The organism is Pseudomonas sp. LF020 (genome assembly GCF_053456425.1).
On sequence record NZ_JBRFIX010000004.1, the window covers coordinates 504,952 to 530,463 of the forward strand.

The 25,512-nt window shown below is 61.4% G+C and carries 20 protein-coding genes; 13 read left to right on the forward strand and 7 right to left on the reverse strand.

Going from position 1 to position 25,512, the window contains the following annotated elements:
- Window positions 1–12: 12 nt before the first annotated feature.
- The 3 genes from ACU680_RS12810 to ACU680_RS12820 all read left to right on the forward strand — a co-directional run bounded on the left by ACU680_RS12810 (window position 13) and on the right by ACU680_RS12820 (window position 6,753).
- Window positions 13–3,288: a transglutaminase family protein gene (locus tag ACU680_RS12810; RefSeq protein WP_448179601.1), complete on the forward strand. Its 3,276-nt coding sequence runs from the start codon at window positions 13–15 to the stop codon at window positions 3,286–3,288.
- A gap of 88 nt (window positions 3,289–3,376) precedes the next feature.
- Complete coding sequence (locus tag ACU680_RS12815; RefSeq protein WP_448179602.1) at window positions 3,377–5,863, forward strand: circularly permuted type 2 ATP-grasp protein; 2,487 nt, start codon at window positions 3,377–3,379, stop codon at window positions 5,861–5,863.
- Window positions 5,863–6,753: a transglutaminase family protein gene (locus ACU680_RS12820; protein ID WP_448179603.1), complete on the forward strand. Its 891-nt coding sequence runs from the start codon at window positions 5,863–5,865 to the stop codon at window positions 6,751–6,753. Before ACU680_RS12815 ends, ACU680_RS12820 begins: the two co-directional genes overlap by 1 nt.
- Before the next feature lie 154 nt (window positions 6,754–6,907).
- Here the strand turns inward: ACU680_RS12820 and ACU680_RS12825 are convergent, their stop codons facing one another.
- Both ACU680_RS12825 and ACU680_RS12830 read right to left on the reverse strand, forming a co-directional pair.
- The gene (locus tag ACU680_RS12825; protein WP_007967464.1) at window positions 6,908–7,093 is read right to left on the reverse strand and encodes a hypothetical protein; all 186 of its coding nucleotides are present in this window, start codon (window positions 7,091–7,093) and stop codon (window positions 6,908–6,910) included.
- A 68-nt stretch (window positions 7,094–7,161) separates the two neighbouring features.
- Complete coding sequence (locus tag ACU680_RS12830; protein WP_448179604.1) at window positions 7,162–7,749, reverse strand: cytokinin riboside 5'-monophosphate phosphoribohydrolase; 588 nt, start codon at window positions 7,747–7,749, stop codon at window positions 7,162–7,164.
- A 339-nt stretch (window positions 7,750–8,088) separates the two neighbouring features.
- Between ACU680_RS12830 and azu the strand changes: the two genes are divergently transcribed.
- Window positions 8,089–8,535 carry an azurin gene (azu, locus tag ACU680_RS12835; protein WP_448179605.1) on the forward strand — a complete coding sequence of 149 codons (447 nt, stop codon included), beginning with the start codon at window positions 8,089–8,091 and terminating at the stop codon, window positions 8,533–8,535.
- 166 nt (window positions 8,536–8,701) lie between these two features.
- On the opposite strand, the gene nadE is transcribed toward azu, so the two are convergent.
- From nadE to ACU680_RS12850, 3 genes are all read right to left on the reverse strand, one after another.
- On the reverse strand, window positions 8,702–9,529 hold the full coding sequence (gene nadE, locus ACU680_RS12840; protein ID WP_367082822.1) for an NAD(+) synthase: 828 nt from the start codon (window positions 9,527–9,529) through the stop codon (window positions 8,702–8,704).
- Between the two features lie 4 nt (window positions 9,530–9,533).
- The gene (gene pncB, locus ACU680_RS12845) at window positions 9,534–10,757 is read right to left on the reverse strand and encodes a nicotinate phosphoribosyltransferase (RefSeq protein ID WP_003221154.1); all 1,224 of its coding nucleotides are present in this window, start codon (window positions 10,755–10,757) and stop codon (window positions 9,534–9,536) included.
- Between the two features lie 264 nt (window positions 10,758–11,021).
- Window positions 11,022–11,924, reverse strand: coding sequence for a LysR family transcriptional regulator (locus ACU680_RS12850; protein WP_169842525.1), 903 nt, complete (start codon window positions 11,922–11,924; stop codon window positions 11,022–11,024).
- A gap of 165 nt (window positions 11,925–12,089) precedes the next feature.
- On the opposite strand from ACU680_RS12850, the gene amaB reads away from it, so the two are divergent.
- The 9 genes from amaB (at window position 12,090) to ACU680_RS12895 (ending at window position 23,367) form a co-directional block, all read left to right on the forward strand.
- Entirely contained in the window at window positions 12,090–13,580 is a 1,491-nt protein-coding gene (amaB, locus tag ACU680_RS12855; protein ID WP_448179606.1) for an L-piperidine-6-carboxylate dehydrogenase, read from the forward strand.
- A gap of 143 nt (window positions 13,581–13,723) precedes the next feature.
- Entirely contained in the window at window positions 13,724–15,007 is a 1,284-nt protein-coding gene (gene amaA, locus ACU680_RS12860) for an L-pipecolate oxidase (RefSeq protein WP_400760266.1), read from the forward strand.
- Window positions 15,008–15,375: 368 nt separating this feature from the next.
- Window positions 15,376–16,509 carry an ABC transporter substrate-binding protein gene (locus ACU680_RS12865; protein ID WP_041065631.1) on the forward strand — a complete coding sequence of 378 codons (1,134 nt, stop codon included), beginning with the start codon at window positions 15,376–15,378 and terminating at the stop codon, window positions 16,507–16,509.
- 242 nt (window positions 16,510–16,751) lie between these two features.
- The gene (locus tag ACU680_RS12870) at window positions 16,752–17,666 is read left to right on the forward strand and encodes an ABC transporter permease subunit (RefSeq protein WP_027613532.1); all 915 of its coding nucleotides are present in this window, start codon (window positions 16,752–16,754) and stop codon (window positions 17,664–17,666) included.
- A gap of 3 nt (window positions 17,667–17,669) precedes the next feature.
- Window positions 17,670–18,971, forward strand: a complete 1,302-nt coding sequence (livM, locus tag ACU680_RS12875) for a high-affinity branched-chain amino acid ABC transporter permease LivM (protein WP_003221162.1) — start codon at window positions 17,670–17,672, stop codon at window positions 18,969–18,971.
- On the forward strand, window positions 18,968–19,840 hold the full coding sequence (locus ACU680_RS12880) for an ABC transporter ATP-binding protein (RefSeq protein ID WP_007967487.1): 873 nt from the start codon (window positions 18,968–18,970) through the stop codon (window positions 19,838–19,840). Before livM ends, ACU680_RS12880 begins: the two co-directional genes overlap by 4 nt.
- Window positions 19,837–20,553: an ABC transporter ATP-binding protein gene (locus ACU680_RS12885; RefSeq protein WP_007967489.1), complete on the forward strand. Its 717-nt coding sequence runs from the start codon at window positions 19,837–19,839 to the stop codon at window positions 20,551–20,553. The genes ACU680_RS12880 and ACU680_RS12885 overlap by 4 nt, the downstream gene beginning before the upstream one ends.
- 945 nt (window positions 20,554–21,498) lie before the next feature.
- A complete protein-coding gene (locus ACU680_RS12890) occupies window positions 21,499–22,263 on the forward strand; it encodes an SDR family oxidoreductase (protein WP_027613536.1) in 765 nt (254 codons plus the stop codon).
- A 198-nt stretch (window positions 22,264–22,461) separates the two neighbouring features.
- Complete coding sequence (locus ACU680_RS12895; RefSeq protein ID WP_448179607.1) at window positions 22,462–23,367, forward strand: cation diffusion facilitator family transporter; 906 nt, start codon at window positions 22,462–22,464, stop codon at window positions 23,365–23,367.
- Between the two features lie 130 nt (window positions 23,368–23,497).
- On the opposite strand, the gene ACU680_RS12900 is transcribed toward ACU680_RS12895, so the two are convergent.
- Window positions 23,498–24,631 (reverse strand): AGE family epimerase/isomerase, encoded by a 1,134-nt coding sequence (locus ACU680_RS12900; RefSeq protein ID WP_448179608.1) that lies wholly within the window; start codon window positions 24,629–24,631, stop codon window positions 23,498–23,500.
- A 284-nt stretch (window positions 24,632–24,915) separates the two neighbouring features.
- On the reverse strand, window positions 24,916–25,488 hold the full coding sequence (locus ACU680_RS12905) for a HupE/UreJ family protein (protein ID WP_448179609.1): 573 nt from the start codon (window positions 25,486–25,488) through the stop codon (window positions 24,916–24,918).
- Between the last annotated feature and the right edge of the window lie 24 nt (window positions 25,489–25,512).

Below are 25,512 nucleotides of genomic sequence, written 5' to 3' on the forward strand. Positions count from 1 at the left end.
AGGAGGCACGCCGTGTCGATTCATGTCGCATTGCATCACGTCACGCATTACCGCTACGACCGCGCTGTCGAACTCGGCCCGCAGATCGTTCGCCTGCGCCCGGCCGCCCATAGCCGTACGCGGATTCTCTCCTATGCGTTGAAAGTCTCGCCCGAGCAGCATTTCATCAACTGGCAGCAAGACCCGCAGGGCAACTACCTCGCGCGTCTGGTATTCCCCGAGAAAACCGACGAGTTGCGCATCGAAGTCGACCTGCTGGCCGAGATGGCGGTGTTCAATCCGTTCGACTTCTTCCTCGAACCCTACGCCGAGAAAATCCCCTTCACCTACGCCGCCGATGAGCGCAAGGAGCTGGCGCCGTACCTCGAAACCCTGCCGCTGACCCCGGCATTCAAAGCCTATCTGGACGGGATCGACCGCACGCCACTGCCCGCCGTGGATTTCCTGGTGATGCTCAACCAGCGCCTCAGCGAAGACATCCGTTACCTGATTCGCATGGAACCGGGCGTGCAGACTCCGGAACATACCCTCGAACATGCGTCCGGCTCCTGTCGCGACTCGGCGTGGCTGCTGGTGCAACTGCTGCGTAACCTCGGGTTGGCCGCGCGGTTTGTCTCTGGCTACCTGATTCAACTGACCGCTGATGTGAAGAGTCTCGACGGCCCATCCGGTACCGAGGTGGATTTCACCGACCTGCATGCCTGGTGCGAGGTGTACTTGCCCGGTGCTGGCTGGATCGGTCTGGATGCCACGTCCGGGCTGTTCGCCGGTGAAGGGCATATCCCGCTGGCCTGCAGTCCCGATCCGTCTTCGGCCGCGCCGATCAGTGGCCAGGTCGAGCCGTGCGAATGCCAGTTCAGCCACGAAATGTCGGTGGAGCGCGTCTGGGAAGCGCCACGGGTGACCAAGCCCTACACCGATGAGCAGTGGCTGGCGATTCAGGCGCTGGGGCGACAGATCGACGCCGATCTGCTCAAAGACGATGTGCGCCTGACCATGGGCGGCGAGCCGACCTTCGTCTCCATCGACGACCCCGATGGCGCCGAATGGAACACTGCGGCGTTGGGGCCGGACAAGCGCCGACTGTCCGCCGAACTGTTCCAACGCATGCGCCAGCACTATGCGCCGAAAGGTCTGGTGCATTTCGGTCAGGGCAAGTGGTACCCGGGCGAGCAATTGCCGCGTTGGTCGCTCAACTGCTACTGGCGCCGCGATGGCGTGCCGATCTGGCACAACAGCGCGCTGATCGCCGATGAGCAGCGGGACTACGGTGCCGATGGCGAACTGGCCGGGCGTTTTCTCGCGAGTGTTGCCGAACGCCTGAAACTGCCGGCACGTTTCGTGTTCCCGGCCTACGAAGACAATTTCTATTACCTCTGGCGCGAAGGCGCATTGCCGAGCAACGTCAGCGCCGAAGACTCGCGTCTTGAAGAACCGCTGGAGCGTGCGCGGTTGCGCAAGGTTTTCGCTCAAGGTCTGGATAAAGTGATCGGCCAGGTACTGCCGCTGGCGCGCACGGCCAAAGGTGATCAATGGCAGAGCGGGCGCTGGTATCTGCGCGACGAGCATTGCCGGCTGGTGCCGGGGGATTCGCCGCTAGGTTATCGCCTGCCGCTCGGCTCGCAGCCGTGGGTGAAGGCGGCGGAGTATCCGTTCATTCATCCCAACGATCCGAATCAGGACTTCCCCGAGCTGCCGGATACCACGCAGCTCAACAGTCATGCCGAACCCGCCGCGGCCGACGAACGTGCGCCGACAATCGACGAGTCAGCCGACTGGCTGACCCGCACCGCCTTCTGTGCCGAGGCCCGCGAAGGGCGTCTGTATCTGTTCATGCCGCCGCTGGAGCGGGTCGAAGCCTATCTGGAACTGGTGGCGGCGATCGAAGCCACCGCCGAAGAGCTGCATTGCCCGGTGCTGCTGGAAGGTTACGAGCCGCCGAGCGATCCGCGCCTGAGCAACTTCCGCATCACCCCGGATCCGGGCGTGATCGAGGTCAACGTGCAGCCGTCCGCGACCTGGGACGAGCTGGTCGAACGCACCGAGTTTCTCTATGAACAGGCGCGACAGACGCGGCTGACCACCGAGAAATTTATGATCGACGGGCGCCACACCGGCACCGGCGGCGGCAACCATTTCGTCCTCGGTGGTGCGACCCCGGCGGACTCACCGTTTCTGCGTCGCCCGGATCTGCTGCGCAGCCTGATCAGCTACTGGCACAACCATCCGTCGCTGTCCTACCTGTTTTCCGGCTTGTTCATCGGCCCGACCTCGCAGGCGCCGCGGGTCGATGAAGCGCGCAACGACGCCCTGTACGAACTGGAAATCGCCTTCGCGCAGATGCCTGAACCGGGCGAGGCGTGCGCGCCGTGGCTGGTGGATCGACTGCTGCGCAATTTGCTGATCGACGTCACCGGCAACACTCACCGCGCCGAGTTCTGCATCGACAAACTGTATTCGCCGGATGGCGCTACCGGGCGCCTTGGCCTGCTGGAGCTGCGCGCCTTCGAAATGCCGCCGCATGCGCGGATGAGCCTGGCTCAGCAGTTGTTGCTGCGTGCACTCGTTGCGCGATTCTGGCGCGAGCCATATGCGCCGCCGAAACTGGCGCGCTGGGGCACCGAGCTGCACGACCGCTTCATGCTGCCGCACTTTATCGAGCAGGATTTCGCCGACGTTATCGTTGAACTGAACAACGCCGGTTATCCATTGCGCGCCGAGTGGTTCGCTGCGCATCTGCAGTTCCGTTTTCCCAAGATCGGCGATTACGCGGTCAGCGGCATCGAGATGGAGCTGCGCCAGGCGCTGGAACCTTGGCATGTGCTGGGCGAGGAGTGTACGGCGGGTGGCACGGTGCGTTATGTCGATTCGTCGCTGGAGCGTTTGCAGATCAAGCTCAGCGGCTTGCCGCCGCAGCGCTATCTGCTGACCTGCAACGGCATTCCGCTGCCGCTGCAACCGACCGGGCGCATCGGTGAGTTCGTCGCCGGCGTGCGCTTTCGGGCCTGGCAACCGGCCAACTGCCTGCAACCAACCATCCCGGTGCATGCGCCGCTGGTGTTCGACCTGCTCGACACCTGGATGCAGCGTTCGCTGGGCGGTTGCCAGTACCACGTTGCACACCCGGGTGGGCGTAATTACGAGACGCTGCCGGTCAATGCCAACGAGGCGGAGAGCCGGCGCATGGCGCGGTTTTTCCGCATCGGACATACACCGGGGAAACTTCCGATACCGAACCTGACAATCTCCGACGAGCTGCCGATGACGCTCGATTTGCGACGTTTCTAAGTCCTGCACGACATGCGGATTTTTCGTATATCCGCACGTCATGTGCCTGCGTTAGTCTGACCGTTCCCTGCTGTCTGCCGAGCTTTCCATGCCTGACCTGCTAGACCGCTACCCGCTGACGGCGGGCACTTATCACGAACTGCTGAACGACAGCGGGGAAGTGCGCCCGCACTGGCGGCGGCTGTTCGATCAATTGCAGCGCAGCACCCCGGCGCAACTGGTGCAGCGGCAGGCGTTGCTGGCCCGGCAGATTCAGGAAAACGGCGTGACCTACAACGTCTATGCCGATCCCAAGGGCGCTGACCGTCCGTGGGAACTGGACCTGCTGCCGCACGTGATTGGTGCTGATGAGTGGCAGCAACTGTCGGCGGGAATTGCCCAGCGAGCACGCCTGCTCAACGCGGTACTGGCCGATCTGTACGGGCCGCAGCGGCTGATCAGCGAAGGGCTGTTGCCGGCGGAGCTGGTGTTCGGCCACAACAATTTTCTCTGGCCTTGTCAGGGCATCGCGCCACCGGAGGATGCCTTTCTGCATCTGTATGCCGTGGATCTGGCGCGGGCGCCGGACGGGCGCTGGTGGGTCACGGCCGATCGTACCCAGGCACCGTCGGGGGCGGGTTATGCGCTGGAAAACCGCACCATTGTTTCGCGGGCGTTTCCCGAGCTGTACCGGGATCTGAAAGTGCAGCACCTGGCGGGATTCTTCCGCACCCTTCAGGAAACCCTCGCGCGACAGGCGCCGTGTGACGACGATGCGCCGCTGGTGGTGTTGCTCACGCCGGGGCGCTTCAACGAAAGCTACTTCGAACATTTGTATCTGGCGCGCCAGCTCGGTTATCCACTGGTGGAGGGCGGGGACCTGACGGTGCGCGACGCCACGGTGTACCTGAAAACCCTCAGCGGTCTGCGCCGGGTGCACGCGATCATGCGCCGGCTCGACGATGACTTCTGCGATCCGCTGGAGTTGCGCACCGACTCGGCACTCGGTGTGCCCGGCTTGCTGGAAGCGGTGCGTCAGGGTCGGGTACTGGTGGCCAATGCCTTGGGCAGCGGCGTGCTGGAGTCGCCGGGATTGCTCGGATTTTTGCCGAAGATCAATCAGTACCTGTTCGGCGAAGAACTGCTGCTGCCGTCCATCGCCACTTGGTGGTGCGGCGAGGCGCCGGTATTGGCGCAAGCGCTGGAAAAGCTTCCGGAGCTGCTGATCAAACCGGCGTTCCCCTCACAAAGCTTCGCCCCGGTGTTCGGCCGCGATCTGAGCGAACAACAGCGTCAGGCGCTCGCCGAGCGGATGCAGGCGCGGCCATACGCCTATGTCGCACAAGAACTGGCGCAGCTGTCCCAGGCGCCAGTCTGGCAGGCTGAAGACGGCCAACTGCAACCGCGAGCGATCGGCATGCGCGTGTACGCGGTGGCCGCTGGAGACGGTTATCGCATATTGCCCGGTGGGCTGACCCGGGTCGCCGCCGAGGCTGATGCCGAAGTGGTGTCGATGCAGCGCGGTGGTGCGAGCAAGGACACCTGGGTGTTGGGCGAGCGTGCGCCGAGTGGCGAGCAATGGAAAACCCAGCGCAATGTCGGCTTGCACGATCTGGTGCGCCGCGATCCGTACCTGCCCTCGCGGGTGGTGGAGAACCTGTTCTGGTTCGGCCGTTACTGCGAGCGTTGCGACGACAGTGCGCGACTGCTGCGGATCATGCTTGCGCGGTATGTCGATGGCGATGACCCGCAAGCCTTGCAGGCCGCCGTGGAGCTGGGCGAGCGGCTGAATTTGCTGCCGGAGGAGGGCGAGTTGCCGGAGCGGCTGCTGGCGGCGCTGCTCGGCGAGGACTGGTCGTTCAGCCTGCGCTCCAACCTGCAGCGCCTGCAGTGGGCGGCCTCGCAGGTGCGCGGCAAGCTTTCGCGGGAGAACTGGCAGGCGTTGGTCGAGTTGCAGCGCGAGGCGCTGGAACTGGACACCGAAGAGCCGGACTTCGGCGAGTTGCTGGATTTCCTCAATCGGCTGGTGATGTCGCTGGCGGCGCTCTCGGGTTTCGCGCTCGACGACATGACTCGCGACGAGGGCTGGCGCTTTCTGATGATCGGCCGGCGCATCGAGCGGTTGCAGTTTCTCAGCAGCAGTCTGGCGGCGTTTCTGCGCGGCGCCGGGGCGTTCGATCAGGCCGGGCTGGAATGGCTGCTGGAACTGGGCAACAGCAGCATCACCTACCGTTCGCGGTATCTGGCGGTGGCGCAGTTGATTCCGGTGCTCGACCTGTTGCTGCTGGACGAGCAGAACCCGCATGCGGTGCTGTTTCAGTTGAAACTGGTGACCCGCACGCTCAAGCGATTGAATGATGATTTCGGCGTGCCTCGCGAGGCCGGGTTGCCGCAACTGGTCGAGCGTCTGGCGCGGTTTGATCTGGGGTGTCTGGAGAACCCGCTGTTCGGGGAGAACAGCGTGCGTGCTGCGCTCGATGGTCTGGCGGATCTGCTGCAAGAGATTGCCGAGGCCAGCGGGCAAGTATCGGATCGTCTGGCGCTGCGCCACTTTGCCCATGTCGATGATGTCAGCCAGCGCACGGTGTCCGTCTGATGAGCTCGCATTACCAGATCTTTCACGACACCTGTTACCACTACGACAGCCCGGTGTCGCTGGCACAGCAGTTGGCGCACCTGTGGCCGCGTGAATGCACATGGCAGCGCTGCACCGAGCAGCAATTGCTGATCAGCCCGGAGCCGACCACGCGGCGGGATGAACTGGATGTGTTCGGCAATCCGCTGACTCGACTGGCCTTCGAGCGCCCGCACGATGAGTTGCAGGTCAACGCCCGGCTCACGGTCGAGGTGCTGGCGCGGCCACTGGCGGATTTCAGTCTGTCCCCAGCGTGGGAGCAGACGCGCAATGCGCTGACCTACAGCAGCCAGCCGTTGTCCGCAGAAATGCTGGAGGCTTGTCGCTATCGCTTTCAGTCACCCTACGTGCATCTGAAACGCAGCTTCGTCGAGTTTTCCGAGAGCTGTTTTCCGCCGGGCCGCCCGTTGCTGCTCGGTGTGCAGGCCTTGATGCAGAAGATTTTCAGCGAGTTTACCTTCGATGCCGAGGCGACGCAGGTGGCGACGCCGCTGGTCGAGGTGCTGGAGCGCCGGCGCGGCGTGTGTCAGGACTTCGCGCATTTGATGCTCGCTTGCGTGCGTTCACGGGGGCTGGCGGCGCGCTACATCAGTGGCTATCTGCTGACCCAGCCGCCACCGGGGCAGCCACGCCTGATCGGCGCCGATGCGTCGCATGCCTGGGTGTCAGTGTTTTGTCCGGTGCTGGGCTGGGTGGATTTCGATCCGACCAACAATGTGCAGCCGGCGCTGGAGCACATCACCCTGGCGTGGGGCCGGGATTTTTCCGATGTGTCGCCGTTGCGCGGGGTGATTCTGGGGGGCGGTTCGCATGATCCGGAAGTGCGGGTCACGGTGATGCCATTGGAATAAGGAAATTTCACTGGCGGGAGCCAATGTGGCGAGGGAGCTTGCTCCCGCTCGACTGCGAAGCAGTCGCAAAACAATTTGAGGTCGCTGCGCAACCCAGCGGGAGCAAGCTCCCTCACCACAGATCGCTCCCGCAGGGAGCGAATCAGCAATCAGCTCAGGCGTCAGGCGCCTGGTCTTTCGGTGCATCAACATCAACATCGTCGTCAGTCGCCACTTCCCCGTCTGGGTTCAGTGCCGCTTCTTCAGCCTGCTGTTTCTTGCGCTGAAGCTTTTCCTCTTTCTTCTTTTCCTTTTCCAGGTCTCGTTGACGTTTGGCGAAGGAGTAGTTGGGTTTGGCCATGGGCGATCCTCTGGGGTCGAAGGTGAGGTTGAGCGGCGCGTATTCTGCCCTGTATCGGTGCCCGGCGGTTAGCCGGGTTTTTGGTCGACCCACTTGGGCGTGACGGTCGGCTGCCACTGGTCCAGGGCGTCGAGCAGGATTTGTGGCGATTCGCTCACTTGCAGCATGTCACGGTGTGGCGCGCGAACGAAGCCTTCGCCGACGATATGGTCGAGAAATGCAGTGAGTTTGCTGTAAAAATCGTTCACTTCCAGCAACCCCAGCGGCTTGCCGTGGTAGCCGAGCTGGCCCCAGGTCCAGACTTCGAACAGCTCTTCCAGCGTGCCAAGACCGCCGGGCAACGCAATGAACGCATCGCTCAGCTCGGCCATGCGTGCCTTGCGCGCGTGCATGCCATCGACGACTTCGATACGGCTCAGGCTTTTGTGGCCGATCTCCTTGTCCATCAGGCTTTGCGGAATGATCCCGATCACTTCGCCGCCAGCGGCCAGTGCGGCGTCGGCGACAAGGCCCATCAATCCCACGGCACCACCGCCGTAAACCAGCGTCAGCCGGCGCTCGGCGAGAGCCCGGCCAAGGGCTTGGGCGGCTTCGGTGTAAGCCGGGTCAGTGCCGGCGTTGGCACCGCAAAATACACAAACGGATGTGAGAGACATGCCTTCCTCCTGGGTCAATCCGTCACAGGGTAATGGCTGGCACGCCTTGATCCAAGGGCTAAGCTTCGCGTTCTGGCGATTCAAAGGTACCGCTGGCGCCACAGGCGTAGGCGGCGAGCAAACTGCACAACAGACCGTTAAAGAACATGACACGAACTCCGTTCAGTAGATGCGCCGATCATAGGCCCGGCCAGGGAATCTGGCCGGTAGATTGTTTCGATGAGTGCCATAGCCTGAAAGTTGTATACAATTTTTGACTCAAGTCATAGGAACTTGCGAAGATTTCAGGCAGTCTTTCCACCATTAGTGTTTTTGTTAACCCTGCCTTGGAGATTCACCATGTTTTCCAAAGTTGTTGCGGTATCCCTGCTGGCGCTGGCCAGCAGCCAATTGATGGCTGCCGAGTGCAAAACCACCGTTGATTCCACCGACCAGATGTCCTTCAACACCAAAGCCATCGAAATCGACAAGAGCTGCAAGACCTTCACCGTCGAACTGACCCACTCCGGCAGCCTGCCGAAGAACGTCATGGGCCATAACCTGGTGATCAGCAAAACCGCTGACATGCAGCCGATCGCCACCGACGGCCTGGCCGCGGGCATCGACAAGAACTACTTGAAAGACGGCGACGAGCGCGTTATCGCTCACACCAAGATCATCGGCGCTGGCGAAAAAGACACGCTGACCATCGACGTATCGAAGTTGGCCGCAGGTACCGATTACGGCTTCTTCTGCTCGTTCCCGGGCCACATCTCGATGATGAAAGGCACCATTGCTGTGAAGTAATGGCTGCAGGCATAAAAAAAGCGTCCCTCGGGACGCTTTTTTCGTTTCTGTAGGAGCTGCCGCAGGCTCGGGCCGCGATCGGACGATCTTTTGATCTTGATCTTCAAAGCCAGATCAAAAGATCGCAGCCTCGTTTCACTCGACAGCTCCTACAGCGGCTTTCAACTTACGGGGCGAACGGCATCACGCGCTTGTGATGGGTTTTGTTGTAGGTGTTGACGATGATGTCGAACGCTTCCTGGCGCACCGGCTCGCCGTGCAGGAAGGCGTCGATCTCGGCGTAGGTGACGCCGTGGGAGGCTTCGTCCGGTTTGCCCGGTGACAGGTCTTCCAGATCCGCGGTCGGCACTTTTTCCACCAGCGATTCCGGTGCGCCGAAGCTGCGGGCGATCGCCCGGACCTGGTTTTTCACCAGACCGCTGAGCGGGGCCAGGTCGCAGGCGCCGTCACCGAATTTGGTGAAGAAGCCCATCACCGCTTCCGCCGCGTGGTCGGTGCCGATCACCAAACCGTGCGCCGCGCCGGCGATGGTGTACTGGGCGACCATGCGCATCCGCGCCTTGGTGTTGCCGAGCACGAAATCCACCGACACCGCATGTTTGCCTTCGAATGCCGCCACTTCACTGGCCAGGGATTTGACCGCCGGGCCGATGTTCACGGTGTGGCGTTCGTCCGGGGCGATGAAATCCACCGACGCTTGCGCATCGTGCTCATCGAACTGGGTTTCGTACGGCAGGCGCACGGCGATGAACTTGTAGCTGCTGTCGCCGGTGCGCTCGCGCAGTTCACGCATGGCGCGCTGTGCCAGCAGGCCGGCGGTCAGCGAGTCGACACCGCCGCTGATGCCCAGCACCAGGGTCTTGAGTCCGGAATTGACCAGGCAATCCTGGATAAAGGTGATGCGCCGGGCGACTTCCGCTTCGAGGGCCTGATGCCCGGCGAATGGCGGTTGCACCTTGAGCTGTTCAGCAATCTCACGCTGTACGGCTTGCATGAATTCACTCCTTGCTAGATAGACTGGAATCGGCAGGAACCTGGAACACGTGTCGCAAATAGGCGACGAAATTCGGATCTTTGCAGTGGGTCTTGCCGGGCTCGTCGGAGATCTTCGCCACCGGCTGGCCGTTGCAGGCGGTCATTTTAAGCACGATGCTCATCGGTTCGACACCCGGAATGTCACAGGTCAGGTTGGTACCAATGCCAAAGCTGACGTTGATTCGTCCGTGCAGCGCGCGGAAGATCTCCAGCGACTTGGGCAGGGTCAGGCTGTCGGAGAACACCAGGGTCTTGCTCATCGGGTCGATGCCGAGCTTGTGGTAGTGGGCGATGCACTTTTCACCCCACTGCACCGGATCCCCGGAATCGTGGCGCAGGCCATCGAAGAGCTTGGCGAAGAACAGGTCGAAATCGCCGAGGAAGGCGTCGGTGGTGATGCAATCGGTGAGCGCAATCCCGAGCAAACCACGGTACTCGCGCACCCAGCAGTCGAGGGCGGCGATCTGGCTGTCGATCAGCCGTGGGCCGAGTTGCTGGTGGGCCATGATCCATTCATGGGCCATGGTGCCCAGCGGTTTCATGTCCAGCTCCCGGGACAGGTGCACGTTGCTGGTGCCTACGAAGCGCCCGGGGAAATCGTGCTTGAGCACGTTGACCACTTCTTCCTGCACGCGATACGAAAAGCGCCGGCGGGTGCCGAAATCGGCGACCTGCAACTGCGCCAGTTCGTCGGCCGAAGCGTTGGCGCTGAGCCAGTCGAACTTGCGATACAGCTGTTCCCGCGCCTGCACCAGTTCGATTTCCCGGTAGCGATAGCGGTTGCGCACTTCGCTGACGATCGCCAGCAGCGGCACCTCGTAGAGAATCACATGCAGCCACGGGCCGCGCAGACGGATGAACAGTTCGCCGTTCTCGATGCCAGTGTGCAAGTAACGCAAATTGAAGCGGAACAGGCCGAGAAAGCGCAGGAAATCCGGCTTGAGGAAGGTGATGCGCTCGAGAAAACTCAACTGGTCGGCACTCAGGCTCAGCTCGGCCAGGCGCTCGATCTGGTAGCGAATCTCGGCCAGATACGGCCGCAGATCCTCGCTGTTACGGCAACGGAACTCCCATTCGACTTCGACGTTGGGGTAGTTGTGCAGCACCGCCTGCATCATCGTCAGTTTGTAGAAGTCGGTGTCGAGCAGGTTCTGCACGATGCGATCGGCAAATACACTCTCGCTCATAAACGGGGTCTCCAGGTGCACCGCGCGGTTGCGCGGGATCAATCAATGACGCTAGTGGCGCATATCAATGGTGGGGATTGCCAGCAATTTTTGCGCTGAATGAAGGCAACTGTGGCGAGGGAGCTTGCTCCCGCTGGGTGGCGAAGCCGCCCCGATGTCGATATCCCCGATAATGTCAGTTACAACGCGTCTGTCGCCTTACGACGGCTGCGCCGCCGAGCGGGAGCAAGCTCCCTCGCCACAGAGATAGCAAACGTGCCTCGGTTACGCATCCGGGCTATCGATCTGCTCCAGCATCCACTTCACAAAATCCCGCACCTTCGGCACTTCCGCCGCATGTTCCGGGTAGGCCAGGTAATAGGCGTCGGAGCTGGGCATTGCATGCTGCCAGGGAATGACCAGTTTGCCGTCGGCCAATTCCTCTTCCACCAGAAACCGTGGCAGCAGCGCCACGCCGCAGCCGACCTGGGCGGCGCGGATGCACATATAAAAGGTTTCGAAACGCGGCCCGTGATAGCTGTGTTCGGTGTGGTAGCCCTGACTGTCGAACCAGTCATGCCAGGCCTGTGGGCGCGAGGCATTTTGCAGCAGCACCAGATCGGTCAGTTGCGTCGGGTCGGTGAACGGCTGATCCGGCAGGCTGCCCGGCGCGCAGACCGGCACCAGTTCTTCGCCGAACAGCTTCAGGCATTCGGTGCCGGGACGTGAGCCTTGGCCGAAATAGAACGCCAGATCGCTGCGCCCCTGCAGCAAGTCATCGGCCTCCTGCTCGTTGCACAGGTCCAGATGGATCGACGGATGGCGCAGGCGCCAGCCCTTCAGACGGGGCACCAGCCAGCGCGCGCCGAAGGTCGAGGGCGTGGAGACGCGCAGGACTTCGGTCTCGCCGCCGTAGGAACGCAGGTAATGCGTGGACATTTCCACCTGCGTGAGGATTTTTCGGACTTCCACCAGGTACAAATCCCCGGCCGGGGTCATCTGCAAACGCCGACGCACCCGGCGAAACAACAAGTGCTGCAACAGTTCCTCAAGCTGCGCGACCTGTTTGCTGACCGCGCTCTGGGTCAGGTTCAGTTCTTCGGCGGCCCGGGTGAAGCTCAGGTGCCGGGTCACGGCTTCGAAGCACTGCAGCGCGGTGATCGACGGCAAGTGGCGTTTGTTCAGCATGGGTGATCCCTTTTTCTTGTCTTTCTAGGCGCAGCATGAATAAACGGAATGATATCTCGCGTAAAGGTCGTTTGTTGCCTTGCCCTCGGGAAGCTACAACTAAAGGCCTGCCCGGTCGTGAACGTTCGGCCGCACACATTCAGTTTTTCGCTTGAGGAGTGACCCATGGTTGCCGCATTGCTTGATCGTCTTGGTGTGAACCCGGCCCTGTACCAGAACGGCAAAGTGTCGGTGCATTCGCCCATCGACGGCAGCCGCATCGCCGCCGTGAACTGGGAAGGCCCGGCCGAAGTCGAGCAGCACATCAGTCGCGCAGATCATGCGTTCGAGCAGTGGCGCAAGGTGCCGGCCCCGCGTCGCGGCGAACTGGTGCGTCAGTTCGGCGAAGTGTTGCGCGAATACAAGGCTGACCTCGGCGAGCTGGTGTCGTGGGAAGCGGGCAAGATCACTCAGGAAGGCCTCGGTGAAGTGCAGGAGATGATCGACATCTGCGACTTCGCTGTCGGCCTGTCCCGCCAGTTGTACGGTTTGACCATCGCCTCCGAGCGCCCGGGCCACCACATGCGTGAAACCTGGCATCCGCTGGGCGTGGTCGGCGTGATCAGTGCGTTCAACTTCCCGGTCGCGGTGTGGGCGTGGAACACCACGCTGGCGTTGGTCTGCGGCAACCCGGTGGTGTGGAAACCGTCGGAGAAGACGCCGCTGACCGCACTGGCCTGCCAGGCACTGTTCGACCGTGTGGTGAAGAATTTCAGCGATGCGCCGGCGCACCTGTGCCAGGTGATCATCGGTGGCCGTGACGCCGGCGAAGCGCTGGTGGACGACCCGCGTGTGGCGCTGATCAGTGCTACCGGCAGCACCCGCATGGGCCGCGAGGTGGCGCCGAAAATCGCCGCGCGTTTTGCCCGCAGCATTCTGGAGCTGGGTGGCAACAACGCGATGATCCTCGGCCCGAGCGCCGATCTGGACATGGCCGTGCGCGCCATCCTGTTCAGTGCGGTCGGTACCGCCGGGCAGCGTTGCACCACGTTGCGTCGCTTGATTGCCCATGAGTCGGTGAAGGAAGAAATCGTCACCCGCCTCAAAGCCGCCTATTCGAAAGTGCGTATTGGTAACCCGCTGGAAGGCAATCTGGTCGGCCCGCTGATCGACAAACACAGCTTCGAAAACATGCAGGACGCGCTGGAGCAGGCGCTGAGCGAGGGCGGTCGGGTGTTTGGCGGCAAGCGCCAACTGGAAGACCAATTCCCGAATGCCTACTACGTGTCGCCAGCCATCGTCGAAATGCCGGAGCAGAGCGACGTGGTCTGCAGCGAAACCTTCGCCCCGATTCTCTACGTGGTCGGCTACAGCGACTTCCAGGAAGCGCTGCGCCTGAACAACGCGGTGCCGCAAGGTCTGTCGTCGTGCATCTTCACCACCGACGTGCGCGAGGCCGAGCAGTTCATGTCGGCGGTCGGCAGCGACTGCGGCATCGCCAACGTCAACATCGGCCCGAGCGGCGCGGAAATCGGCGGCGCATTCGGTGGCGAGAAAGAGACCGGTGGCGGTCGTGAATCGGGCTCCGACGCCTGGCGCGCCTACATGCGTCGCCAGACCAACACGGTGAACTACTCGCTGGAATTGCCGCTGGCGCAGGGCATCACCTTCGACTGAAATTGAGCAAAAGCTGAAAAGATCGCAGCCTTCGGCAGCTCCTACAGGGCTGCGGTTGGCTGCGGTTTTGTAGGAGCTGCCGAAGGCTGCGATCTTTTTAGTGCCCACAACGCAATTGGTTAGGTTTCTGTTGGAGTCTGGCAATGCCGTTACGCGAAGAATGTCTGTGGGAAAAACTCACGCCGCAGCGCCCGGATAACACCGCGCTCAGAGGCGAAGTCAAAGTCGATGTCTGCGTGATCGGCGCCGGGTTTACCGGGTTGTCGGCGGCGCTGCATCTGTTGGAAAAAGGCAAAAGCGTCTGCGTGCTCGAAGCGCATCGCGCCGGGCATGGCGGTTCCGGGCGCAACGTCGGGCTGGTCAACGCCGGCATGTGGATCCCGCCGGACGAGATCGAGGCCGGATTCGGCGAAGCCGTCGGCAGTCAGCTCAACCGCATGCTCGGGGCGGCGCCGGCGCTGGTGTTCAGCCTTGTGGATAAATACAACATCGATTGCCAGCTGCGCCGCGAAGGCACCCTGCACATGGCGCACAACGCCAAGGGCGAGGCGGATCTGCGCAGTCGCGAGCAACAATGGAAGCGTCGCGGCGCGCCGGTCGAGTTGCTCACCGGCAAGGCCTGCGAGCAAGCCACCGGCACCCAGAAGATCGCCGCCGCATTGCTCGACCGCCGCGCGGGTACGCTCAATCCGATGGCTTATGTCACCGGACTGGCCAACGCGGTGAAAGGCCTGGGCGGGCAGATGTTCGATCACTCGCCAGTGACCCGACTCGAACGCGTGGGCCAGCAATGGTCGGTACAGACCGAGCAGGGTTCGGTGCTCGCCGAACAAGTGGTGATCGCCTCCAACGCTTACACCGAGGGCGACTGGACCGAACTCAAGCGCAACTTCTTCCCCGGTTACTACTATCAGGTCGCCTCGGTGCCGCTGACCGAAGACGCCGCCCATGAAATCCTCCCCGGCGGGCAGGGCTCGTGGGACACGCGGCAGGTGCTGAGCAGCATCCGTCGCGACAAGGACGGCCGCCTGTTGCTCGGCAGTCTGGGCAACGGCAACCAGAAGCCGACGTGGTTCCTCAAGGCCTGGGCCGACCGGGTGCAGCAGCATTACTTCCCCAACCTGAAACCGGTGGAATGGGAATGCACCTGGACCGGGCGCATCGCCTTCACCCCCGATCATTTGATGCGACTGTTCGAGCCGGCACCCGGACTGGTGGCGGTCACCGGTTACAACGGTCGTGGCGTGACCACCGGCACCGTGGTCGGCAAAGCCTTCGCCGACTATCTGTGTAACGGAAATCCTCAAGCCCTGCCGATCCCCTTCGCACCGATGCAGCCCCTGGCCGGCGTCGGCCTGCGCAGTTGCCTGTACGAGGCCGGGTTCTCGCTGTATCACGCGGGCCAGTGCCTGCGCATCGTCATTTGAGTGTTGAAATATGTTGCCGGAAGCGGCGCTTTTCGATGCAGCGACTAGCCTGTAATGGTGCGGGTTGTAGCAGTCCCGCACCAGCAGTGTGCAGTTCGGTGACGCGAGCTGTTACAGGCTGGTTGCACATCGTTTGGTGCCGCGGTTGCAATGATGGCGCAAGCGGGTTGCGCCTGAGGTTTAAAAAGGTTTCACCTTCCGCGGTTTAGACGGTTGCACGCCCAATGAAAATGGGAACGAAACAGTCGAAATAACAAGAAAGCAGCGACTTTTTGAAGAATAAAAAACCGATGGCACGGCGCTTGCTCAGAGCATTCAGTGAAGTGAAGTCGCAGTGCCAACTAAAAAAAACCTTGGAGCACCACCTCATGTCCCAGACGTTTTACAAGAAAGGCTTTCTGGCCCTCGCAGTAGCTACTGCGCTGGGTGTTTCTGCGTTTGCTCAAGCTGATGTGAAAATCGGTGTAGCGGGTCCAATGACTGGCGCCAACGCGGCATTTGGCGAGCAGTACATGAAGGGTGCACAGGCAGCGGCGGACGCGGTCAATGCGGCGGGCGGCGTCAATGGCGAGAAAATCGTACTGGTCAAGGGCGATGACGCCTGCGAACCGAAGCAGGCAGTGACAGTCGCCAAGGACCTGGTCAACCAGAAAGTCGCCGGCGTGGTCGGGCACTTCTGCTCCTCTTCCACCATTCCAGCCTCGGAAATCTACGACGAAGCCGGCGTTATCGCGATCACCCCGGGTTCCACCAACCCGCAGGTGACCGAGCGCGGCCTGAGCGCCATGTTCCGTATGTGCGGGCGTGATGACCAGCAAGGCATCGTCGCGGGCGATTACATCGTCGACGTGCTCAAGGGCAAGAAAGTCGCCGTGCTGCACGACAAGGACACCTACGGTCAGGGCCTGGCCGATGCGACCAAGGCTCAACTGGAAAAACGTGGCGTGAAGCCGGTGCTGTATGAAGGCCTGACCCGCGGCGAGAAAGACTTCAGCGCCGTGGTCACCAAGATTCGTGCAGCCGGTGCCGACGTGGTCTACTTCGGCGGCCTGCACCCGGAAGCCGGCCCGCTGGTCAAGCAACTGCGTACCGAAGGCCTGAAAGACGTCAAGTTCATGTCTGATGACGGCATCGTCACTGACGAACTGGTGACCACCGCCGGTGGCCCGCAATACGTTGACGGCGTGCTGATGACCTTCGGCGCGGACCCACGCCTGCTGCCAGACAGCAAGACGGTAGTGGATGCGTTCCGCAAGGCCGGCACCGAGCCTGAGGGCTACACCCTGTACGCCTACGCGTCGGTTCAGACCCTGGCGGCCGCCTTCAACGGCGCCAAGTCCAACAGTGGCGAAAAAGCCGCCGAGTGGCTCAAGGCCAACCCGGTGAAAACCGTCATGGGCGAGAAAGCCTGGGACAAGAAGGGCGACCTGAAAGTGTCCGACTACGTGGTTTACCAGTGGGACGCGAGCGGCAAATACCATCAGCTGGAAAAACAGAAGTAAGGGCTGACGCGATTCGCTTAACCCCCACCAATACCTGTGGGAGCGGGCTTGCCCGCGATGGCGTCAGGTCAGTCGACACACAGGTTGGCTGATCCACCGCTATCGCTGGCAAGCCAGCTCCCACAGGAGCCTGGGTGGGGATGGGCTGATCGCGCTCTGACATTGCTCCGACGTAAATCTGTATTTTCCCTGGAAGAACCGCCCGCTCCGGTGGGCAGGTTCTCATTGCGTGAGATTGCGTTATGGATGGTATTTTCCTGCAGCAACTGGTCAACGGCCTGACCCTCGGGTCGGTCTATGGCCTGATCGCCATCGGCTACACAATGGTCTACGGCATCATCGGCATGATCAACTTCGCCCACGGCGAGGTTTACATGATTTCCGCGTACCTCGCGGCAATCAGTCTGGCTCTGCTGGCTTATTTCGGTATCGAATCCTTCCCGCTGTTGATGCTCGGCACGCTGGTCTTCACCATCGTCGTCACTGGCGTTTATGGCTGGGTAATCGAACGCGTCGCCTACAAACCTCTGCGCAACTCCACCCGACTGGCACCGTTGATCAGTGCCATCGGTATCTCGCTGATCCTGCAAAACTATGCCCAGATCAGCCAGGGCGCCCGCCAACAGGGTGTTCCGACGCTGCTCACCGGTGCCTGGCGTATCGACGTTGGCAGCGGTTTCGTCCAACTGACCTACACCAAGATCTTCATTCTGGTCGCCGCATTTGTCGGCATGGGCCTGCTGACCTACGTGATCAAGTACACCAAGCTCGGCCGCATGTGCCGCGCCACCCAGCAAGACCGCAAGATGGCTTCGATCCTCGGGATCAACACCGACCGGGTGATTTCCTACGTGTTCATCATCGGTGCAGCGATGGCGGCGCTGGCCGGCGTGCTGATCACCATGAACTACGGCACGTTCGACTTCTACGCAGGCTTCGTCATCGGCATCAAGGCGTTCACCGCCGCCGTGCTTGGCGGGATCGGCTCACTGCCCGGCGCGATGCTCGGCGGGATCATTCTCGGGATCTCCGAGTCGCTGTTCTCGGGCCTGGTCAACTCCGACTACAAAGACGTGTTCAGCTTCTCGCTGCTCGTACTTGTTCTGGTCTTCCGGCCTCAGGGCCTGTTGGGCCGTCCTCTTGTGTCGAAGGTGTAAGCGATGTCTTCAACCACCCAAAAATCCATCGATATCAAAAAAAGTCTGGTTGAGGCGATTCTGGCCGGCCTCATTGCCCTGATCGTGTTCGGCCCGATTGTCGGCGTCGTGCTCGAAGGCTACAGCTTCAATCTTGAGCCGACCCGCGTCGCGTGGCTTATCGGCATTGTGATGATCGGCCGCTTTGCCTTGAGCCTGTTTCTGCAGACGCCCAGGGGCCTGAAGATTCTCGACGGCTTCGAGAGCACCGGTTCCGGTGTGCACGTGCTGCCTGCCGACCATAAATCCTCGCTGCGCTGGATCATCCCGCTGCTGATTGTGCTCGCGGTCATCGTGCCGTTTGTCTCCAACTCGTACCTGCTGGGCGTGGTCATCCTCGGGTTGATCTACGTGCTGCTGGGGCTGGGGCTGAACATCGTGGTCGGTCTGGCCGGCCTGCTCGACCTCGGTTACGTGGCGTTCTACGCCATCGGCGCCTACGGTCTGGCGCTGGGTTATCAATACCTCGGGCTGGGCTTCTGGACCGTGCTGCCACTGGCGGCGATCACCGCTGGCCTGGCCGGCTGCATCCTCGGCTTCCCGGTTCTGCGTCTGCACGGTGACTATCTGGCGATCGTGACCCTGGGCTTCGGTGAAATCATCCGCCTGATCCTCAATAACTGGCTGTCGCTGACCGGCGGTCCGAACGGGATGCCGGCGCCACTGCCGACGTTCTTCGGCCTGGAATTCGGCAAGCGGGCCAAGGATGGCGGGGTGCCGTTCCATGAGTTCTTCGGCATCGCCTACAACCCGGACGTGAAGTATTACTTCATCTACGCGGTGTTGTTCCTGGTGGTGCTGGCCGTGCTGTACATCAAGCATCGTCTGGTGAAAATGCCGGTGGGCCGCGCCTGGGAAGCCCTGCGCGAAGATGAAATCGCTTGCCGCTCGATGGGCCTGAACCACGTGTTGGTCAAGCTCTCGGCGTTCACCATCGGTGCGTCGACCGCGGGCCTGGCCGGGGTGTTTTTCGCCACCTACCAGGGCTTCGTCAACCCGACCTCGTTCACCTTCTTCGAATCGGCGCTGATCCTCGCCATCGTCGTGCTCGGCGGCATGGGCTCGACCATCGGCGTGGTGATCGCGGCGTTCGTGCTGACGGTAGCTCCGGAATTGCTGCGCGGCTTCGCCGAATACCGCGTGCTGCTGTTCGGCATCCTGATGGTGTTGATGATGATCTGGCGACCACGCGGGCTGATTCGCATCAGCCGTACCGGGGTCACTCCACGCAAAGGTGCCATTCACTATGAGAGGACTGCGCCATGAGTGAAGTCGTACTCTCTGTGGAAAAACTGATGATGCACTTCGGTGGCATCAAGGCTCTGAGCGATGTCAGCCTCAAGGTCAAACGCAACTCGATCTTCGCCCTGATCGGGCCGAACGGCGCCGGCAAGACCACGGTGTTCAACTGCCTGACCGGGTTCTACAAGGCATCCGGCGGCAAGATCGAACTCAACGTGCGCGGCCAGCAGACCAACGTCATTCAATTGCTGGGCGAGTCGTTCAAACCGACCGACTTCGTGTCGCCGAAAAGCTTCCTCAGTCGCCTGTACTACAAGATGTTCGGCGGCACGCATCTGGTGAACCGCGCAGGCCTGGCCCGAACCTTCCAGAACATTCGTCTGTTCAAGGAAATGTCGGTGCTGGAAAACCTGCTGGTGGCGCAGCACATGTGGGTCAACCGCAACATGCTGGCCGGCATCCTCAACACCAAGGGCTACCGCAAAGCGGAAAGCGATGCGCTGGATTGCGCGTTCTACTGGCTCGAAGTGGTGGATCTGGTGGACTGCGCCAATCGTCTGGCCGGTGAGCTGTCCTACGGTCAGCAACGTCGTCTGGAGATCGCCCGGGCCATGTGCACCCGCCCGCAGATCATCTGCCTCGACGAACCGGCCGCCGGCCTCAACCCTCAGGAAACCGAAGCGCTGAGCGCGATGATCCGGCTGCTGCGCGACGAGCACGATCTGACCGTGGTGCTGATCGAACACGACATGGGCATGGTGATGAGCATTTCCGACCACATCGTGGTGCTGGACCACGGCATTGTCATCGCCGAGGGCGGGCCTGAGGCGATCCGCAACGATCCGAAAGTGATTGCCGCCTACCTGGGCGCCGACGAAGAGGAGCTGGTATGAGCAAACCGATCCTCGAACTCAAAGATCTGGACGTGTTCTACGGCCCGATTCAGGCCCTCAAAGGCGTGTCGCTTGAGATCAACGAAGGCGAGACCGTCAGCCTGATCGGTTCCAACGGCGCGGGTAAATCGACGCTGCTGATGTCGATCTTCGGCCAGCCACGGGCGGCGGGCGGGCAGATCCTCTATCAAGGTGTCGACATTACCCACAAGTCCTCGCACTACATCGCCTCCAACGGCATTGCGCAGTCGCCGGAAGGGCGGCGAGTGTTTCCCGACATGACCGTCGAGGAAAACCTGCTGATGGGCACCATCCCGATTGGCGACAAGTACGCCAAGGAGGACATGCAGCGCATGTTCGAGCTGTTCCCGCGGCTCGAAGAGCGCCGTACCCAGCGGGCGATGACCATGTCCGGCGGCGAGCAGCAAATGCTCGCCATTGCCCGCGCCCTGATGAGTCGGCCGAAATTGCTGCTGCTCGATGAGCCAAGCCTGGGGTTGGCACCGATCGTGGTGAAACAGATCTTCGCCACCCTGCGGGAACTGGCGAAAACCGGCATGACCATTTTCCTCGTCGAGCAGAACGCCAACCATGCGCTGAAACTGTCAGACCGGGCGTACGTGATGGTCAATGGCGAGATTCGCCTGACCGGTACCGGTAAAGAGCTGCTGGTGAATGAGGAGGTGCGTAACGCTTATCTGGGCGGGCACTGATTCTTCCTGAGTTGTCCACAAAGCCCCGCGACGAAAGTACCGGGGCTTTTTCATTCCTCAAATTCACCAAGGCCCCTGTGGGAGCTGGCTTGCCAGCGAAAGCGGTTTGCCATTCAGCAATGATGTTGGCAGTGACTCCGCCATCGCTGGCAAGCCAGCTCCCACAGGTAAAATTGTGACCTTCGGCAGAATTGTGGAAAACAAATTCCCATAGCTGCCAAAGCGCGACATATAGACGCTGCAAATGGCTGTTTTTCCACAGTTTTGACTTGTCCCCGTTTGCTGTGGAGCTGGCTGTGAATAACGTGGGAGTAGCTGGCTGCAGCCCTTGTTAACCGTGGCTTGCAGGCCGGTGGTTGATTATTGATCAGGCATTTTTGCGGAGGCTGAAGACGCTGTTGTCAACCTTTTTCTAGGCTGCACTGCAGTGACAAATTGGTGTGAACAAGCCTGTGGATAAGTCTGTGATTAAACTCTGGAAAGACCGCGCTGAGGGCCGTAATTACTGGCCTCGCGCAATCACTGCTCTGACCGGTAGGTCGTGCAAAATGCCATCTCCGGCACAACAGCCGCTTCAGGGTCAAGCAAAAAACTTTCTATTTCCTGCGCAAAGCCTTGTGTGGCGCGGCTTTGCGCGTTTCCACTTGCCCCCGGAAACTGTGGAAGGGACTGTGGATAACGTGCGTGCACATGGCTACAGGCCACGCCCCACATGGCGTAGCAACGGTTGATCAATTTTTGATCTGGAGTGCGCTTATGTAGGAGCTGCCGCAGGCTGCGATCTTTTGATCTTGTCCCTAAAAGTCAAAAGATCGTCCGAACGCGGCCCGAACCTGCGGCAGCTCCTACATGGGTTGATGTTGCTCGTCCGTGCCGGGCCGGGCATGCTGGCTGCTGATTTTCTATTCCAATGGCCGCACTCGTGGCCGACGCAAGGAGAACACGATGTCCAACACCCTGTTTATTACCGGCGCAACCTCCGGTTTTGGTGAAGCCTGCGCCCGTCGTTTTGCCGAGGCTGGCTGGAAACTGGTGTTGACCGGCCGTCGTGCAGAACGTCTCGACGCGCTGTGCGCCGAACTGTCGAAGCAGACCGAAGTGCATGGTCTGGTACTCGACGTGCGTGACCGCAAGGCGATGGAAGAGGCAATTGCCAATCTGCCGCCGTCGTTCGCCAAACTGCGCGGCCTGATCAACAACGCCGGGCTGGCGCTGGGCGTCGACCCTGCACCGAAATGCGACCTCGACGACTGGGACACCATGGTCGACACCAACGTCAAAGGCCTGATGTACAGCACCCGCCTGCTGTTGCCACGGTTGATCGCTCACGGCCGTGGCGCCGGCATCGTCAACCTCGGCTCCATTGCCGGCAACTACCCGTATCCGGGAAGCCACGTGTATGGCGCGACCAAGGCGTTCGTCAAGCAGTTCTCGCTGAACCTGCGTTGCGACCTGCAGGGCACCGGCGTGCGCGTCAGCAACATCGAGCCGGGCCTGTGCGAAAGCGAGTTCTCGCTGGTGCGCTTTGCCGGTGACCAAGAGCGTTACAACGCCACTTATGCCGGTGCCGAGCCGATCCAGCCGCAGGACATCGCCGAGACCATTTTCTGGGTGCTTAATGCCCCGGCGCACATCAACATCAACAGCCTGGAGCTGATGCCGGTGAGCCAGACCTGGGCCGGTTTTGCCATCGAGCGTAACAAGGCGTAAGACCCTGTGGCGAGGGAGCTTGCTCCCGCTGGACTGCGCAGCAGGCCCGCTTTTTTGAACTGAAGAGCGGGGGCGCTCCGCACCCCGGCGGGAGCAAGCTCCCTCGCCACAAAACCGGGCATAACCGGCGATAAGGTAAACTCAACTCCGACAAACCCCACCGCACCCCGCGGTTCAAAGGTTTTTAGAGGAGGCTACGTGAGTAACCGAGGTGAGCAGTCACTGCTCAAACAATCGACCATCCTGATGTTCGCGGTGTCGATTGCCGGGATCGTCACCGGTTTTGTTTCAGGTTCGCAATCCATCCTTTTCGATGGTTTTTTCTCGCTGATCGCAACGTTCATCAAAGTGCTGATGCTGATCACCGCGCGGCTGATCGCCAAAGAAAGCAATCACCGTTTTCAGTTCGGCTTCTGGCATCTGGAGCCGATGGTGCTGCTGATCGAAGGCAGCTTCCTGCTGTTGATCGCCATCTATGCGTTTCTCAACGGCGTGTTCGGCATCATCAACGGTGGCCGCGAGATCGAGCTGGGGCTGGTGATCATTTATGCGGCGGTGTTCACCGTCGTTGAGTTCGCCTATTTCTTCTACGTGCGTCGGCGCAATCGCAAGCTCAAGTCCAGCCTGATCCAGTTCGACAACATCAGCTGGCTGGTGGACGCGATGCTTTCGGTCGGCCTGTTGATCAGTTTTCTCGCCGCGTTGCTGCTCAAGGCCCAGGGCTTTGACGAGTGGGCGAAGTTTGTCGACCCGCTGATCCTGATCGTGCTGGCCCTGACCATGTTGCCGCCGGCGTTCAAGATCCTTGGCCCGGCGCTGCGTGATGTACTGGGTATTGCCCCGGACACCCTGAATGATCTGGTGCGTCAGGTCATGGAAGCGGCAAAGGTCGAGCATGGTTTCGACGACTACGTGACCTACGTGCAGAAGCATGGGCGGGCGCGGTTCATCGAGATTCATGTGGTGTTGCCGGCGGATTACCGGTTGCAGAGCGTTGGGCAACTGGATGCGTTGCGTGAGGAGATTTCGGCGCAGTTAGGTGAGCCGGATGCGGCGCGCTGGTTGACCATCAGCTTTACCGGTGACAAGAAGTGGATTGCCTGATTCTGGGCTGCTGAATTTCCTGTGGCGAGCGAGCTTGCTCGCGCTGGGCTGCGAAGCGGCCCCGGATTTTTGTAAGTGCTGCGCACTCAAGCGGGAGCAAGCTCCCTCGCCACAGGATAAGTTCAGTCAATCAGTTCAGGTATTCAGCCAGCCCGCTGTAGCACGTCGCCAAGTGATAAGGCGTCGTCGAAGGCATGTCCTTGCGGCTGACCTCTCCCAGCTCATCCCGGCATTCATGCCACCCGCCCGCATGCAGAAACCGCTGCTGCAGCGCCTGCAACTGGCGCAGCACTGCGGCTTCGCTGTCCGGGCGCAAGGTCAGGGCGCGCAAGTATTCCGCTTGCGCCCAGATCCGTTGCGTCGAATCCTTCGGGCGACCGTCCAGTTGCAGATCGAGCATCGCCCGCACGGCGCCGGACGGCTGTTCAACCCCGAATTGCTCAGTGAAAGCGAACGCCCGCTCCAGCGCAGCGTGCAGTTTCGAGCCGCGCAGCAGGGCTGAAGACTCAAGCAGGAAATACCACTCGAACTGATGCCCCGGTTCGTACCAGTTATCCACAGCCCCCAGCGGTTTCTCCATCAACACCCCGTGTTGCGGATCGACGAACTGCTTGTGCATGGCTGTGCATAACTCGACCAGCGCTTGCTGCGTCGCCGCGTCTTCACGTACCGCCAAGGTGGCGAGGAACGCTTCGGCCAGGTGCATCAGCGGGTTTTGCAGCGGGCCGGTTTGCAGGGTGATCCAGTCGCGGTCCAGGCAGGCTTCGTACAGCCCGTCGCCGGTGGCGAAACGCCGACCGATGATTTCCAGTGCGGCGTTGAGCGTGGATTCCACCAGCGGCTCCCGGGACTTGGCCCAGTAATGGGCGCAGGCGAACAGGATGAAGGCGTGGGTGTAGAGGTCTTTGCGCTGATCCAGCGGCTTGCCTTGCGCGTCGATGCTGTAGAACCAGCCACCATGCTCGGCATCGTGGAAATGCCGTTGCAGCGAGCGGAACAGCGCGGCGGCGCGTACGTCGGCGTTATCCACAACCCCGATCAGGCTGGAAAACAGGTACAGCTGCCGTGCGCAGGCCATCGCCCGATAGCGTTGCGGTGGCAAGGGTTGATGCGCCGCGTCGAGTGCCTCATAGGGCAGCGCCATGTCGGCATTCCAGCCCGGGCCTTGCCAGAGCGGCACGATCACGTTCAGAAAGTGCTGTTGCACGTCGCTGAACAGGGCGGTCAATTCGGGCAGGGAGGTGGAGCGGGAAGCATGGGGCATTGGCGGACGTCGTCACGGCTGGGGCGATTGCGCGACATGGTAGCAGAGCCGCGTCCTTTAGAGACGCGGTGTCTGTCAGACCGCCTTCGCGAGCAAGCTCGTTCCCAAAGTTGAACCGGGTTCGCGGCTTGATTCTGTAGGAGCTGCCGCAGGCTGCGATCTTTTGATCTGGCTTGTAACCGCCAAAGTCAAAAGATCGCAGCCTGCGGCAGCTCCTACAGGAGGATGCATTCCAATTGTGGGAGCTGGCTTGCCAGCGATGGGGCCGGTTCAGGCGATAGAGATCAGCCAGCCAGCAACCACGCGCCAGTCACCGCCGAAGCAGCACCTGCCACTCGCACCAGCGGCGCAGCAGCCTGAGGCAACGCGCGCACCAAGCCATAACCCGCAGCATGCAGCACCGCCGTCGCCGCGACAAAACCGGCGGCATATGCCCAAGGGCTGCTCATGTCCGGCAATTCCAGACCATGGGCCACACCGTGGAACAGCGCAAACAGCGCCGTTGCGGCCACCGCCATCACCAGCGGCGGACGCACCGCCAGCGCCACCGCCAGACCCAGCGCCAGTACCGAAGCTGCAATCCCGCTTTCCAGCGCCGGCAGCTCCAGCCCTTCAAAGCCGAGCATGCCGCCGATCAGCATGGTGCCGACAAACGTGCACGGTAGCGCCCAGCGCGCCGCGCCTTGTTGCTGCGCGGCCCACAGGCCGACCGCGACCATCGCCAGCAAATGGTCGAGGCCACCGATCGGGTGGCTGATACCGGCGACCAGCCCACTGTCGCCGTGGCCCGGGTGGGCGAAAGCGAGGGCCGGGGTCAGCAGCAGCGCCACGGCGCCGAGAATGCGTTTGAGTGTCATGGATAAGCTTCCTTGTTGGTCAAA